General features: G+C 42.3%; 14 protein-coding genes. 13 read left to right on the top strand and 1 reads right to left on the bottom strand.

Annotated elements, in window-relative coordinates:
- Positions 1-26 precede the first annotated feature (26 nt).
- Entirely contained in the window at positions 27-758 is a 732-nt protein-coding gene (locus G630_RS0104290) for a LytR/AlgR family response regulator transcription factor (protein WP_026497859.1), read from the top strand.
- A 144-nt stretch (positions 759-902) separates the two neighbouring features.
- The gene (locus G630_RS20650) at positions 903-2,375 is read left to right on the top strand and encodes a carbon starvation CstA family protein (RefSeq protein ID WP_044958667.1); all 1,473 of its coding nucleotides are present in this window, start codon (positions 903-905) and stop codon (positions 2,373-2,375) included.
- Between the two features lie 162 nt (positions 2,376-2,537).
- On the opposite strand, the gene G630_RS20645 is transcribed toward G630_RS20650, so the two are convergent.
- A complete protein-coding gene (locus tag G630_RS20645) occupies positions 2,538-3,776 on the bottom strand; it encodes an endo-1,4-beta-xylanase (protein ID WP_049946084.1) in 1,239 nt (412 codons plus the stop codon).
- A 204-nt stretch (positions 3,777-3,980) separates the two neighbouring features.
- Here G630_RS20645 and G630_RS0104275 point away from each other — a divergent pair, with 204 nt between their 5' ends.
- From G630_RS0104275 to G630_RS0104220, 11 genes are all read left to right on the top strand, one after another.
- The gene (locus G630_RS0104275; protein ID WP_022761714.1) at positions 3,981-4,808 is read left to right on the top strand and encodes a putative ABC transporter permease; all 828 of its coding nucleotides are present in this window, start codon (positions 3,981-3,983) and stop codon (positions 4,806-4,808) included.
- A 120-nt stretch (positions 4,809-4,928) separates the two neighbouring features.
- Positions 4,929-5,549, top strand: coding sequence for a TetR/AcrR family transcriptional regulator (locus tag G630_RS0104270; protein WP_026497858.1), 621 nt, complete (start codon positions 4,929-4,931; stop codon positions 5,547-5,549).
- Positions 5,550-5,630: 81 nt separating this feature from the next.
- Entirely contained in the window at positions 5,631-7,910 is a 2,280-nt protein-coding gene (locus tag G630_RS20640) for an ABC transporter permease (RefSeq protein ID WP_049946083.1), read from the top strand.
- 7 nt (positions 7,911-7,917) lie between these two features.
- A complete protein-coding gene (locus G630_RS0104260) occupies positions 7,918-8,652 on the top strand; it encodes an ABC transporter ATP-binding protein (protein ID WP_026497857.1) in 735 nt (244 codons plus the stop codon).
- Positions 8,653-8,654: 2 nt separating this feature from the next.
- Positions 8,655-9,884: an MFS transporter gene (locus G630_RS0104255; RefSeq protein WP_026497856.1), complete on the top strand. Its 1,230-nt coding sequence runs from the start codon at positions 8,655-8,657 to the stop codon at positions 9,882-9,884.
- 154 nt (positions 9,885-10,038) lie between these two features.
- A complete protein-coding gene (locus G630_RS0104250; protein ID WP_139176290.1) occupies positions 10,039-10,623 on the top strand; it encodes a hypothetical protein in 585 nt (194 codons plus the stop codon).
- 71 nt (positions 10,624-10,694) lie between these two features.
- Positions 10,695-11,390, top strand: coding sequence for an HAD family hydrolase (locus G630_RS0104245; RefSeq protein WP_026497854.1), 696 nt, complete (start codon positions 10,695-10,697; stop codon positions 11,388-11,390).
- Between the two features lie 442 nt (positions 11,391-11,832).
- A complete protein-coding gene (locus G630_RS24555; protein ID WP_155831933.1) occupies positions 11,833-11,970 on the top strand; it encodes a hypothetical protein in 138 nt (45 codons plus the stop codon).
- A 156-nt stretch (positions 11,971-12,126) separates the two neighbouring features.
- The gene (locus G630_RS0104230) at positions 12,127-12,840 is read left to right on the top strand and encodes a LytR/AlgR family response regulator transcription factor (RefSeq protein ID WP_026497853.1); all 714 of its coding nucleotides are present in this window, start codon (positions 12,127-12,129) and stop codon (positions 12,838-12,840) included.
- A gap of 37 nt (positions 12,841-12,877) precedes the next feature.
- Entirely contained in the window at positions 12,878-14,248 is a 1,371-nt protein-coding gene (locus G630_RS0104225; RefSeq protein WP_026497852.1) for a sensor histidine kinase, read from the top strand.
- A gap of 182 nt (positions 14,249-14,430) precedes the next feature.
- Positions 14,431-15,042 carry a hypothetical protein gene (locus G630_RS0104220; RefSeq protein WP_026497851.1) on the top strand — a complete coding sequence of 204 codons (612 nt, stop codon included), beginning with the start codon at positions 14,431-14,433 and terminating at the stop codon, positions 15,040-15,042.
- Positions 15,043-15,077 lie beyond the last annotated feature (35 nt).

Below are 15,077 nucleotides of genomic sequence, written 5' to 3'. Positions count from 1 at the left end.
CGAAGCAGACGGATGAGGGGAAAAAAATGACACGAATCCTTATCGCCGACGACGAACGTCCGGCACGCAGCGAACTGCGTTTCCTGCTTGAAAAAATAATAAGACAGCTAAACCGTCCCGATGCCGAGATCCACGAAGCGGGCAGCGGAGCAGCAGTTCTGGAGCTGACAGAAAAAGTTAATTTTGATGTCTGTTTTCTTGACATTGAGCTCGGGGACATGAAGGGAACAGAGCTTGCTGAGAAAATCCGAAAGAAAACACCGGATGCCGCAATTGTATTTGTGACGGCTTATGAAACCTATGCCCTGAATGCCTTTGAACTTGATGCCATTGACTATGTCATGAAACCCTTTGACGAGGTGCGCATAAGGAAAGCTGTCGAGAAACTCATGCAAAGAAAAGTCGCGGTAAAAAAGATGCCGGGGCCCTTTGCACTTCCGGCGGGAGATCACATGGAAGTGGTTATGGCTGACAGCATCAGTTATATTGAGGCGGTACACAAGGGAGCCAAGGTCCACTGCCATAAGAGCGTATACTTTACAGGAGATCCTCTTATTGAATGGGAGAAGAAGCTTTCCTCTGCAGGCGACCAGTTTGTCAGGGTTCACAAAAGCTTTATAGTAAACTTAAATGCCTGTGAAGCCCTTGTGCCCGATTACAATAACGGATATGCATGCAAGCTTAAGGATTGCGGTGAGGAGACTATTCCTATAAGCCGCAATATGATCCATGAGATAAAAACTCATTTTGGAGTCTGAATATATAACTGATTTTTATAAGCATATACATTTTAGTACCCATTTTTTGCATTTGAATCCCGGAGCATTGCTTCGGGATTTTCTGCGACTATACTTAAAAGTAGGGAAGAAATGTCTTTCACTAAAGTATAGGAGGGGATTCATATGATCAGCTTTTTGGTATGTTTGTGTGTTTTGGTAGCAGGTTATTTTATCTACGGCGGCATTGTTGAAAAAGTATATGGGCCGGATGACAGACAGACTCCGGCAGTAAGAATCAATGATGGTGTAGACTTTGTTGTAATGCCGAGATGGAAACTATTTTTGATTCAGCTCCTTAACATCGCAGGTCTCGGACCAATCTACGGTGCTCTTGCAGGAGCTCAGTGGGGAACATCCGTATTCCTCTGGATTACCCTCGGAACCTTACTTGCAGGTGGTGTACATGACTTCTCGGTAGGTTTCATGAGTATGCGTCATGACGGCGCAAGCGTATCTGAGCTTACAGGTATGTACCTTGGAAACATTATGAAAACCATCATGCGTGTTTTCAGCGTAGTACTGCTTGTAATGGTTGGTACTGTTTTCGCAGTAGGCCCGGCCGGACTTATTTCACTTCTTATTGGTAATCAGGGAGGTTCAGGACTTCTTACGAACACAACCTTCTGGCTTGCTCTTATCCTTGTTTATTACTTTATCGCAACCTTCGTTCCGATCGATAAGATCATCGGTAAGCTTTATCCCGTATTCGGTATCTGCCTTATAGTTATGGCAGTTGGTGTTGGCATTGGTATTTTCACACATGGATATACAATCCCTGAGATCGAATTATCCAATCTTCATCCCAGCAGCACACCTATATGGCCAATGATGTTCGTATCTGTTGCCTGCGGCGCTATTTCAGGATTCCATGCAACCCAGTCACCTCTGATGGCTCGCTGCTGCAAGACTGAAAAAGAAAGCCATATGGTATTCTACGGAGCAATGGTATGTGAAGGTATAATCGCCCTGGTTTGGGCTGCAGCAGGCAGTGCAGTTTATGCAAGAACCGGCGGCCTTACAGCAGGTCTTACAGAAATGCTTGGAAATGGCCAGGCAGCATGCGTATATGATATCTGCACAAAGACAATGGGCGGCTTTGGTATAGTTCTTGCAATGCTCGGTGTTATCGCTTGTCCTATCACATCAGGCGACACAGCTTTCCGTTCAGCAAGACTTGTTATTTCAGACTGGTTCAAGGTAGATCAGAAGCCTTATATGAAGAGACTTATCCTCTGTGTACCGCTTCTTCTTGCAGGCGCATTTATCAGCCAGCTTAACTACAATGTCATCTGGAGATACTTCAGCTGGTCGAATCAGACACTTGCTATGATAGCTCTTTGGACAGCATCAATGTACTTGTACAGAAATTCCAAGAACTACTGGATTACAGCAGTTCCCGCAACCTTCATGTCCGCAGTATCCGTTACATATTTCTTCTGCGCACCTGAGTGTCTGCACCTGTCGACGATGATCGCTTATCCTGTTGGAATTATCGCAGCGATTGCATTCCTTGGACTTTTCATCGTAAGCACAAGAAAGCCGGTGGTGAACAACGAAAAAAAAGATGATCACCATCAGCACTTACACACAGCCTGACAGCAGGTGGTGATTTACAGGCAAACTAAAACGGGAGCTTCGGCTCCCGTTTTTAATTGCCTTCCCCCTCTGGGGGCGCTCGACGTCCGGGGGACGTCGGTTCAGCGCGGACCGAAGCGGAGCGAAGACAGGTGGCACGAAGTGCCGGATGAGGGGATTTTTTTAATTACTTTCAGTTAAGGCTTCAACGATTTTCGTGTAAGCCGGCTTAGGCTGGTAATACTTGTCAAAGAGCCTTGAGTTGGTTGTATCGCCCTCACGGTAATGATCGACAAGACCAAACACGGTGACATTGGTTATGTTTGCTGGACCGCCGTTGTCACTGTCAAGTCTGCAGAGCATTTTGAAAATGCGACCGTATTTATCAGCCTGTCTGTTAAACTGAGAGTCGGTTTCATCATCGACTCCCACTGAGAGTTCGGTTATCTGAATCTCAAGACCGAGCTCGGAGAACTTGCGGATGGCAGATTCTATAACGGCATCCGAAGGATAATCGATGCCCCAGTAACCCTGCATTCCAATGCCGTCTATCAGTCCTTTTTCTTTCAGAGATTCACAAAGCGTATAAATACCTTCAGTTTTGGGCGCCTGATAGGTATTGTAGTCATTGTAGAAAAGCTTAACATCATCTGCGACATATTTTCTTGCGTAGGTAAATGCCATTTCTACGTAGTCCTGGCCGATAGTCTTGTACCATGGATTATCAGCGTTTTCTATTTTGGTTCTGCACATGAAAACACTGTCAGAGTCTGCGCTGTCGGGATCGACTGCCTCATTTACAACATCCCAGCAGTAAACAACTCCGGGATATTCATCCTGAACATGACTTACTAGCTGGCGGATATAACTCTCCATTCTAAGGAGCATGGTATCCTTGGAAACATATTCGCCGTCATCTGTGTAACCCTCTCTGAAAAACCACTCAGGAGCCTGGGTGTGCCACACGAGGGTATGTCCTCGCATCTTCATGCCATTTTGCTTACACCAGGAAAGCGTGGGATCTATGGACATAAATGAAAGAGCAGGCTCTTCATTTCCCTCTTCCAGGTTTTTCTGTGATCCGACCTGATCCAGTATGTAGCAGCTTTTCATCAGGTTTGTCATTGTGCAGCTGTTAAAATGCTTCTTGGAGAGCTCCATATACTGCGGAATGTTTAAGGTCTGATTGTCCAAAGTACTTCCGTTTATACCCACACCGATAGTGAAATAGTTTGCGCACAGATCCTTTAAAATCGCGTCATCCGTAGGTGCGGATTCTTCCTCAGTATCGTCTGTCTCTGTGGAAACCTCACTAACTGCTGTTCCGTTTGTGGTAGGATTGGTATTTCTTCCACAACCACTGAGCGATGAGATAATAAGGGCACTCATCAACAGAACACAAATGCAATTTTTTCTCTTCATCTTAATTCCCTCACATAATATTGATTTTTGCATTCTCTACTATAAATGAACATGGCTGTACTATCTAACCATTAGTTGCCATGATATACGTTTATATTGCGGGAACGATTAACGCCAAACGGCAAAAGGTAAACATTTTATCCACGAAACCGTAAAAGCGAATTATAATGATTTTAATAAATCAAAAAAAGTCGAGGGGTTTATATGATAATTGCTAAGTATTTCGTGGAGTTCCTGTTCTACAGCTTTCTGGGCTGGGTGTGGGAATCAATTTATTGCACAGCCAAGGAGAAGAAATGGGCGGACAGAGGCTTTTTGTTTGGGCCGGTGTGTCCGATCTACGGCTCATGCGTTGTGGTAACATCAGTAGTTTTCAGCTATTTCAAGGTGCTTTCTTCGCCTGATTTTCCTATATGGGGCATATTTATTATCTGTATGCTCGGAAGTGCTGTTGCCGAGTTTGCGACTTCCTGGGTACTTGAAAAAAGATTCCACGCCAGATGGTGGGACTACAGTACGATGCCTCTAAACATTCAGGGGCGCATATGCGTACCGGTAAGTATTGCGTTTGGAATAGCCGGAGTTTTGATAGTAAAATTCCTGATCCCTGTTGTGGAAGGTTTGCACTCTGTGGCCAATCCTCATATCTATGAGGTTCTGGCAATAGTTCTTGCGATGGTATTCGGAGCAGACTTTGCTCTCACCGAGGCCAGCCTTTCAGCACTTTTGAAGGATGTTGAGAGGATGCACGAGGAATTCAACATTCGAGCCCAGACCAATTATGAGAAGATGGCCTCAGCTTCCAAAGCTATTGAGCAGAGAATTACGGAAGAGCGCGCGGCGGCCGAACTGCGGGTGGAAGCGCTCTCAAAGGCTTATGTTGAACAGCTCTCTTTGAACCAGAGACGAATACTTCTTGGAATAGAGAGCTTTACATCCAGGAAAAACGAAGAACTTGCGAATCTGAAACTGAAGAATAAGTTTGCGCAGGACCTTAAAAACAAGGTAAGAGAGCGCAGGTCAAAAAAATAATCATCCGGTATTTACAAAATTAAATATGTGTAATAAAATATAACCGACAGCTTGTCGGTTATATTTTTTATTTCATAGAAAATTCCTATGAAATAAAAAAGTATCAGGTAGAATTGGAAGATGAGAATAGTTAAAAGTGCTGAAGAGAGAAAAAATGAAATACTGGATGTTGCGGAGCAGCTCTTTGCGGAAAAAGGCTACGACAATGCAAGCACAAATGATATCATAGCCAGAATTGGAATTGCCCGCGGTACCCTATATCATCATTTCGGATCAAAAGAAGAGATACTTGATGCGATAATTGACAGGATGACCCGGGAGGGTATAGCCAGAGCTGCTATGATTGTTGGCAGCAAAGATATGTCGATTGATGCGAGGCTGGTTGGAGCCCTCAGTGCACTTAATGTACAGAGCAATGTCAAGGATGAAGTCATGGAGCAGATTCATAAACCTCAGAATGCTCTATTACACCAGAAGATGCAGGAGAAGCTGCTTGGCGGTGTGGTTCCTCTGATGACAAAGCTCATAGAGGAAGGAATTTCAGAGGGGCTGTTTAATACTTCATATCCAAGCGAAGCGTCTGAGATGATAATGCTTTATGCAAATACCGCTTTTGATGAAAACGAGAACTTATCACCGGAGCAAAGGATAAATAAAGGAAAAGCATTTATTTATCACGCTGAGAGAATCCTTGGGGCAAAGCAAGGGAGTATGCAGGAATCGCTTATGAGATTCTTTTAGAATTTACACGGGACTTACAAAAGTGAGTCCCATATATTTGAAACTTTGACCGACAATCTGTCGGTAAGGGCGAGGTGAAAAATGTATAAGAGACTTTTACTTAATGATTTAAAAAAGAATAGGCTTTCTGCTATGGCTACCTGTATCTTCATGGCCGTAAATGCGACGCTTTTGGGACTGTCGATACTTCTGTTTGCCAGTCTGTCAGGTGCCATAGATTCTCTTATGCGCGTTGCGATAACTCCTGATTTTTTGCAGATGCATACCGGAGAGATAGACGAAGAGGAGCTGAGAGTTTTTTTACAAAACAGAAGCGATGTCCGGAATTGGCAGATATGCAAATTCCTGAATTTATCAAATAGTATGCTGCGTATCGGCGATAAAACCTTTGACACAAACATGCAGGATAACGGCCTTTGTTATCAGAGTGAGGAATTCGATTATCTTGTGGATATGGATAATAACATTATTGATCCCGGGGAGGGAGAGGTCTATGTGCCTGTCTGCTACAGAGATGAGTATGAAGTAAAAGTGGGAGATGTTCTCAGTATCGGCTCAGAGGAACTCACTGTCGCAGGATTTCTAAGGGATTCTCAGATGAATTCTGCCATGGCTTCATCTAAGAGATTTCTGATAAGTAGAGCTGACTATGAGCGCCTGAGACCGATGGGAAGTGAGGAGTATCTGATTGAATACAAGCTTTTGGCCGGAAATGATATCAATGCTTTTGCTACAGCCTATAAGGATGCAAATCTCCCTGATAACGGCCCTACGATCACATATCCTTTTATCAGAATGATGAATGCTCTTTCGGACGGCTTAATGATCCTTATTATTCTGCTAGTCAGTGTGGTGGTGCTTTTTATATCAATGCTTTGTATCAGATGCATGCTGCTGACTCAACTTGAAAAGGATAAAACCGAAATAGGTATGCTTAAGGCAATCGGAGTGTCACGAAGAGGAATTCACACTTTATATATGCGCAAATACATGATCCTTTCCGTGTTTGGATGTATCTTCGGAAGCATACTCGCGGTAGTGATATCGGACCCTCTTTCGGCCCAGATGAAAGCTCTGTACGGAGATGCAGGAGGGATGGGGAAAATCGGTATCCTGATGATCATAGGAGAGTTTTTTGTTCAGGTTATTATCCTTTTGTATGTGAGACTGACACTTTCCAAAACCGAGAAAGCATCTGCTGTTTTAGTCATGAACGGACAGGGGAGTTTCGGGAAAAAGAAGAACCTATGGATTCCGATTGGAATAATAACCGCATTCTCGGTTTTTATGATAATGATACCCCTAAATATCAAGAGTACCCTGTGTGCACCCGATTTTGTTACCTATATGGGAATTGGCAAGAGCCAGATTCGCATAGATATAAGGCAGACAGGTGGGGGTGATAACCCGGAAGAACAGCTTCAAAGGAAAATCGGGACAGATGCTAGGGTTAGCGACTTTGTGCTGATGCAGACAAAATCCTATAAGACAGTGATGCCGGATGGGGGCTCCTACAATCTTCTTATTGAAAACGGCGACCACGGGAAGTTTCCGGTAAGTTACAGCAAGGGGACTTTTCCTTCAAAAGCGGATGAGATAGCGCTCTCCGTACTAAATGCGGAGGAGATGAAAGTGGATGTTGGAGACACCATCAAGGTTTTTACCGATAAAAACGGGAAAGCGGATTCGGAGATATCCTGCAAAGTATGCGGTATTTACTCTGATGTGACAAACGGAGGGAAAACAGCGAAGGCTTGCATGGAATCCGATAATGACAATCTTCCTGTGATGTGGAGCATCATATATGTCACCTTAAAGGATGGACAGCCTTTGAAGGACTGGACAGAAGAATGTCGAAGCGCTTTTGCAAATTCGGGTGAGGGTATTAAGGTGACTCTCATCAGCGAGTATCTGGACGGAGTGTACGGTCAGACCATTGAAAATATAAAACGCACTTCTGCTGTTGTTATGATATTTGCCTGCCTCGTTCTTTTTGTTGTAATTCTTTTGATGCTGCGTCTGCTCATCTGGAGAGAAAGAGGAAGTAACTCTTTTAAAAAAGCGCTTGGATTTACGAGTGGTGAGATCAGAAAGGAATATCTAAAGAAAGCTGCAGCGGTTCTTGTTATAGGGATAGTGCTTGGAATCATAGCGGGAGCATTTCCCGGAGAAGGAATGGCGGGAGCGGTACTTGGCATGATGGGAGCGAAAGGGTTTCGCTTTATCATGGATCCGGTCTATGTAGGAGCGGTTGTTCCCATGCTGATTGTGATTACAGTTTTGGCTGCGGCCTTCACAGCACTTCTGGAGATAAAAAATATTCGCGCTAACGAATGCCTGGGGGCCGGACAAGGAAGGTGAGATATCTATGGAGAAAATATTAAAGGTAAAAAATCTTAGAAAAGGGGCAATTCTAAACGGCATAAGTTTTGAAGTGCTGCCCGGTGAGCTCATAGCAATTATGGGGCCATCGGGTTCAGGGAAATCAACGCTTTTATACAGCGTGTCCGGCATGGATACAGTAGATGGCGGAGAGATTTCATTTTGCGGGAAAAACGTAGAAGCATTAAGCGAAGATGAGAGGGCAGAGCTTCGGCTAAATCACATGGGGTTTGTGTTTCAGCAGATGAACAGCCTTTCAAATCTTAATATTGAGGATAATATAGTTTTTCCGGCAGTTCATTCTGATAAGAAAAACAGCAAGGCTCATTATGGTAAAGCTAGATTTCTTATGGAAAAATTCCACATAGAAGATCTGGCAATGCGAAGTGTGAATGAAGTCTCCGGGGGACAGCTTCAAAGGGCATGCATATGCAGAAGCATGATAATGGAGCCGGAGATCATTTTTGCGGATGAGCCCACGGGAGCTTTGAACCAGTCTGCGTCAGCGGAAGTTATGGATGCGTTTATAAAGGTCAATCAGGATGGGACGACAATTCTGATGGTGACCCATGACAGCAAGGTTGCGGGTATATGTGACAGGATACTGTACATTCTCGATGGCGAGATAAAGGGCGAGCTTAAGCTTGGAAAATATAAAGCGGAAAATAGAAAAGAAAGAGAGCAGGAGACAGCTGTGTGGCTGGAAAGTATGGGGTGGTAAATATGGAAAAAAAGAGTAATTTCGGAAAATTCTTACTTTTATGGGCAGGTGAACTTATATCATCTGTGGGCGGCGGACTGACCAGTTTTGGACTCGGTGTATATATTTTCAGACAGACGGGAAGTGCCGGGAGCATGGCAATGGTCACATTGCTTGGATTTCTTCCAACACTGCTGCTCTCAGTTCCCGCAGGAGCGCTGGCAGATCGCTACGACAGACGGCTTCTCATGATGATAGGCGACGGGTGTTCAGCTCTCGGAGTAGCCTATATCCTGTTTTGCATGATGAGAGGAGAAGCATCGCTTTTGCAGATATGTATCGGAGTTTTTGCAAGCGCATGTTTCTCGGCACTTCTTGAACCTTCATTTCGTGCTACAATCACAGATCTTTTGACCAAGGAAGAATTCTCGAAAGCCAGCGGTCTTGTGTCGCTCGCGGGAAGTGCGAGATATTTACTCTCGCCGATAATAGCAGGTTTTCTGTTATCAATAAGTGATGTGAAACTACTTCTTGGGATTGATATATGCACATTTTTCCTGACAGTAATAAGTGCAGCGGTAGTAAGACGCGGTATCGGCGCTAAAGAGATAGCGAAGAAAGAAACACTCCTTCAAAGCGTGAAAGAGGGCTGGAATATTCTCTGTGAAAAAAGAGGAGTTTTGACATTGGTAGCTATATCTTCCGTAATTACACTTTTTATGGGAGTGCTTCAGATACTTGCGGAGCCGCTCATCCTGTCAATTGCTGATGCCAAAACTCTGGGTGTGTCTGAGACTGTCTGCGCCTGCGGAATGCTTGTAAGCGGAGTGTTCCTGGGCACAAAAGGAATAAAGGGATATTATGTCAAAACGCTAGGAATAGCCCTGATCTTTGCGGGAGCCTTTATGTTTGGATTCGGGCTTTGGGAGAATATTTTTATTATATGTATCTTCGGATTCCTGTTTTTTGCCACTCTTCCTTTTGCAAACAACTGCCTGGATTACCTTGTGAGAACTAATGTGCCTGATGGCGCGCAGGGAAGAGTGTGGGGGCTTATCGGTTTCATTTCCCAGATAGGATATGTTGTCGCCTACGGTGTTTCAGGAACAGCTGCAGATTTGCTTGGGCAAATCGACGGTCGGGGCGTTGGAAGAGGAGCCGCTCTGGTTATTCTTATTGCGGGAGTATGTCTCTCCCTGGCATCGGTATCCGTTCTTATGTCCGGAGATATACGAACCCTGGAGAATAGTTGAATATTTTTTTATATAGATTTTAGATACTGTTCATAACATATTGATTTAACTTATGTATAATGATTTCTAATATGGTGCCAGACTGTGTAGAGTCTGATACCGGAGGAAGTTTGGGGGTATGTTTCTTTTGCTTATTTTTAAGGAGGAACTGCCTATGATTAGGAAAATGATCAGTAAAGTCAACGTTATTCTTGCTACAGTAGCTACTGTGAGTATGACTCTTTCGCCGGTTACAGCTTTGGCTAAGGGGAATATTGCCGAGGACATGATCGGCACAACTGATATTACTTGGGATATGGTTACTTCTCAGGATGGAGCAGATGAGCTGATCGATGCAGGAAGATTTGTCCAGTTTGATGAAGTGGATTGCCAGATGTGGATTCCTGATGCTATGCAGCCTGAGGAATTAACGGAAGAAGATCTTGAGAAGGGCTATCTTGGCTACTATTCCACAGAGGAAAGAGATTGTGTCGCAGGTATTGTATATGTTGATGTAGGTGGGATGACTCTTGAGGAATATAAAAATGCTCTTTCAGAAGATAAAGATATATCCGGAATTACTGATATTACATTGAATGGTTTGCATGGTATTATTTATGAAATAAAGAATAAGGATGCATGCTGCGTAAGCTTTACATCAGATACTGGCTACGTTCTTGAATTTACTTTTGCACCCATGTCAGATGAGGGATATAGTGCTGTAGTAGCCTGCATGATTGCCTCGATATCAGAACAATAATATAATAAGGACATCGAAAGCCTCGATATTGCTATCGAGGCTTTCATTTTTACTAGATGAAGGGACTAAAAATGACTAAAGCTGTTATATTTGACATGTTTGAAACGCTCGTTTCAATGTTTTCCGGCGATACTTATTTTAGCGAAGACATGGCGGCAGACTTAAAAATCGAGGTCGATACTTTCAAAAATGCATGGCATTCCACAGAACATGACAGAAGCTGTGGAAACTGCACAATAGAGGAAGGGATAAAAACAACCCTTGAAATGCTGGGGGCTTACAGTGAGAAATCCGTAAAGCTTCTTGCAGATAAGCGAAGGAAGACCCTGGAAGGGATATTTGAACGAACTCCCGCGGAAACCATAGTTCTTTTGAAGGAGCTTAAGAGACGCGGCATAAAGATTGGTCTTATAAGCAACTGTTATTCTGATGAAGCTGATGTTATTAGAAAAAGCTCTATTTTCCCATATTTAGATGCAGCAATGCTCTCATATGAGCAGGGAACATGTAAGTCTGAGCATGAAATATATGAAAAAGCAATGGAAAAGTTAGGCGTTACTGCTGAGGAATGCCTGTATGTCGGAGATGGTGGATCAAAAGAGCTTTTTGCTGCCAGAGACCTTGGAATGAAATGCCTTCAGGCACAGTATTTTGCTGATCTGGCTTTTGAGCCACATGTTCCATGCTACAAGCTTGATGAATTTGAACATGCATATGCGCAGGATGATGTTTTGAAGATTATTGAAAAATTGTGTGTGATTCGTTGATGGGAATAATGAATAGCATTATACTATATATGAACAGAAAAGTTATGTCGGGCGCAGCTCCTGGCTTCTCCGCTGCGGAGACGTTAAATATGAGCAGAATAAATATAGCTGCATAATTAAAGGGTTCTGGTGACAGAACCCTTTAATTATGCAAAAAGGTGGAAAATGTTTAGTTGGGATGAATTAAAAGAAGTAACGGTAAAGAATAGAATAATTACATTATAGAAAACTGATAAATATCATTACATAGACCAGCAAAGGTCGGAGACGTCCGATACTTACTGGTCTATTTTTATGTCCAAAATCAGGTGCACATGGAAAAGGGCATAACGGAACTATCAACCATATTTTTATTTTTAGAAAGGAGAGTAGTCCGAAAACTTGCGCAGTTTTTGGATGAAGGTACGTATATGAAGGGTATGACATGGATGAAGTATAGAGTATGAAGGTAGAGTATGAGGTGCAGGTTTCGGGCGTGGGATGCTCGGTAGATCTTACTACAAAGGACTATAGCGAATCGCTTGTTTTCTGTGATGGATACGCACCGAATACAATTATCATAATATGGAGCATTTGTTAACGAATACGTATGATATATTTGGTTATAAGGTTTAAGGCAGATGAATAATTTCTGCTGTAACAGAATCATTTCAGAAATGAAAAAGGTCGTTTCGTGATGAGATCATAGTTTTTCTTATGTATTTATGATACGAATAACTTGGAGGATTATTGCCTTATGAAGATAGCAGTATGTGATGATGAAGAAAAAATAAGAAACATAATAATGTCGGAGCTGAAATCATCATTTCCGGATGATGAGATTATAAGCTTTGGTATAGGGGAAGATGTGCTGAGATCTGTTGAACAAGATGGTTATATGCCGAATATTATTCTCCTGGATATTATGATGCCCGGCGTGTCCGGAATGGATGTCGCCAGGAAACTTCGTGATATTAGTGATGATGTTGTTATCATTTTTATAACAGGGGAAAAGCAATATGTATTTGATGCTTTTGATGTGAGAGCTTTCCATTTTCTTGTAAAGCCATTCTCAAATGAGAAGATGGTCAGCGTGATAAAGGATGCAAAAGAGGAAATAGCCAAAGCTACATTAAAGCCTCAAAAGAAGTATGTGATGTTGAACTCACGAGGCAGTCATATAAGACTATGCGCTTCTGACATTATATTTGCAGAAGTGTATGGGGCCAGGATAATCGTACACACAAGAACCGATGAAATTGAGTATTATGGACATCTTTCAGAACTGGAAAAGCTTGTAGGTGATGGCTTTTTCAGGACTCATAGAGGGTATCTTGTAAATTTGCGATTCGTAAAGAAGTATGATGCAGGAAAGTGCTATATGTCTAAGGGGGAAGCACTTATTTCAAAACAAAACTATAAGGTTTTTGTAAAAGCTTTGATAGATTACAACAAAAAGAGAGCGGAGTAAGCAGCTTTTCCATAATTTATAGAGGTTAAGAGAATAAATGATTACAGAAGCTATGTGGGATCAGGTAAATCAGATATCAATGATTGCAAATGTATTGTTAAATGCAGTACTTGTGTCAGTATTTTACATACCATTTATGAGAAAAAGAGTACGTGCTGTTATACTCGGAGCGGTTTATGCAATGGCGATGTCTATACTATATTTTGCTACCATAAATTTTTCAGGTGTGACTGCTTATGCTCTTGGCTGTGCTGCAGTATGTATTATCTCCGCTATAACGGAGAGGATAAATATACCGCAGAAAATTTTTTTATCAATAACTATGTATTTGCTTTTGTGGATATCAATGGAACTGGCAATTTTACCATGGAACTTAATATGTTCTGTGACATTTTTGAATCCTAAAGTGGTAGGGGATTTACAGCAGATTATGCTTTATGGTTTGGCACAAGCTATTCATGCTGTAATAAGATGTGCTTTGTTGGTTATAGGAATACATCTGATTAAAACGATGTACAGCCGTAAAAAAGAACTTATGGAATGGAGAGAATTAGCTTTTTTATCAGCAACGTACATAACAATAATAGTATCTTACTGGATATGTACATTTATGGAAGAAGCTTTTGAAAAAGCTTCGGGTGAATATTTCTGGAATAGATATCCTGTATATCATGAAATGCGTGCATTATTTGGTGTGGTAGCTTTTCTCACTATGATTGCAGTGATCTATTTTTATCAAAAGATTAAGACTTCAGAGGAAGAAGTACTGCAAAACTCTCTTGTAAACAGTCAGATTGACGAGTTGTCAGGGCATGTTCATTCAATGGAGAAAGTTTATTCAGATATTCGTGGGATAAGGCATGATACTAATAACCATATCATGGTACTTGGTAATCTAATAAAAGAAAACAATAGTGATCAGGCTTTACAATACTTACATGACTGGTCTGATGATTTCCATGCTGTAGATATAAATGCAAAGACCGGAAATCCTGTCACTGATATAGTGATTTCAGAGAAGCGGAGACAGGCTGAGGATGTTGGAATACGATTTGTAGATGATTTTCACTATCCGAAAGAAGGAAAAGTGGAATCCATAGATGTGGGCGTTATCCTGAATAATGCTCTTTCAAATGCTATAAGGGCTGCAGAAAACCTGGATAAATCTTTCGTGGAGATAAAATCCTGGCGTAGTGGTGATATGTTCATGATCCAAGTCAAGAACAGCTATAACGGACTGTTGCGGTCTTCTGATGAGAACGGACTTATGGAAACATCGAAGACAGATCGTGATAAGCATGGTTTTGGATTGAAAAATATGCGAAGGATTACAGAAAAGTATTATGGAACTACCCAGCTTGAACAGGAGGGAGACGTGGTTATATTCACTGCAATGATGGTTATTTGAGTCCATTCATGATTGAAAAAGGTCGTTTCATGAAAAATCTATAAGTTTTTTTTATTAACTTTCCGAAGCCTTTGGTAGAGCTGAGAGGACTTGGCGAAGTATTTTTGAGCCTAGTCCGAACGTGTTCTGGCGAACGAAGTGAGATCAGAACTTCCATTATTTAATACAAGGAGGTGTGTGTAATGGCTTTAACAAATGTTATGACTCAGTCTCTTATATCTGCCAGTACATCCATGAAACAGATACAGCTTCAGCAGGGAGTGAAAAAGCAGATGGATGGTAAGGCCGGTGTTTTGGATGCTGAGATCAAGAGAGATGAGGCATCCGGCGCGGATACCACAAAAAAGAAAGAAGAACTGGCTGAAACTCAGAAAAGATCTGAAGACATAGCAAATAACAATATGGAGCAGATTGCTGAGACTAATAAGGAAATGCAGAAAGCCAGGGAAGCTGATGCGACCCTGCAGAAAGAGAATGAAAGAGCTGAAGCAGCGCGTGAAAAGAAGAGAGCTGAGAGAAGGTGGCAGGAACAGCATCTTCAGGAGGCTGCATCAGAAAGAAGAGCGGAAGAAGCAGACAGAGTTGCAAATGCACAAGCAAGGGCATCCGGATTCTCAGACGAAGAAAATGCAAAGGTACAGCAGATCGATGTCGGTGGCGTGAAAGTTTCCGTTGTTTCAGAGTCCACGCACAATACAAAGGTTCCTCATATTGATGAAAAGATTGCAAAATCAACAGGAACAGAGGTGTCTGCAGCAGAAGGCGTCAGTGTGAGTATTGATGTAAAGACCTGACATAGATTTTTAAATTAAGAAATCAAGCTAAGTAC

It is taken from the genome of Butyrivibrio sp. WCD2001 (genome assembly GCF_000424485.1).
Taxonomy (GTDB): domain Bacteria; phylum Bacillota; class Clostridia; order Lachnospirales; family Lachnospiraceae; genus Butyrivibrio.
This window is presented reverse-complemented; position numbering and strand designations above follow the sequence as displayed.

Coding starts and splice junctions, on each gene's coding strand:
- G630_RS0104250 (WP_139176290.1), top strand. CDS start 10,039: ATGATTAGGAAAATGATCAGTAAAGTCAACGTTATTCTTGCTACAGTA.
- G630_RS0104225 (WP_026497852.1), top strand. CDS start 12,878: ATGATTACAGAAGCTATGTGGGATCAGGTAAATCAGATATCAATGATT.
- G630_RS0104255 (WP_026497856.1), top strand. CDS start 8,655: ATGGAAAAAAAGAGTAATTTCGGAAAATTCTTACTTTTATGGGCAGGT.
- G630_RS0104230 (WP_026497853.1), top strand. CDS start 12,127: ATGAAGATAGCAGTATGTGATGATGAAGAAAAAATAAGAAACATAATA.
- G630_RS24555 (WP_155831933.1), top strand. CDS start 11,833: ATGAAGGTAGAGTATGAGGTGCAGGTTTCGGGCGTGGGATGCTCGGTA.
- G630_RS20650 (WP_044958667.1), top strand. CDS start 903: ATGATCAGCTTTTTGGTATGTTTGTGTGTTTTGGTAGCAGGTTATTTT.
- G630_RS20640 (WP_049946083.1), top strand. CDS start 5,631: ATGTATAAGAGACTTTTACTTAATGATTTAAAAAAGAATAGGCTTTCT.
- G630_RS0104275 (WP_022761714.1), top strand. CDS start 3,981: ATGATAATTGCTAAGTATTTCGTGGAGTTCCTGTTCTACAGCTTTCTG.
- G630_RS0104290 (WP_026497859.1), top strand. CDS start 27: ATGACACGAATCCTTATCGCCGACGACGAACGTCCGGCACGCAGCGAA.
- G630_RS20645 (WP_049946084.1), bottom strand. CDS start 3,776: ATGAAGAGAAAAAATTGCATTTGTGTTCTGTTGATGAGTGCCCTTATT.
- G630_RS0104220 (WP_026497851.1), top strand. CDS start 14,431: ATGGCTTTAACAAATGTTATGACTCAGTCTCTTATATCTGCCAGTACA.
- G630_RS0104260 (WP_026497857.1), top strand. CDS start 7,918: ATGGAGAAAATATTAAAGGTAAAAAATCTTAGAAAAGGGGCAATTCTA.
- G630_RS0104245 (WP_026497854.1), top strand. CDS start 10,695: ATGACTAAAGCTGTTATATTTGACATGTTTGAAACGCTCGTTTCAATG.
- G630_RS0104270 (WP_026497858.1), top strand. CDS start 4,929: ATGAGAATAGTTAAAAGTGCTGAAGAGAGAAAAAATGAAATACTGGAT.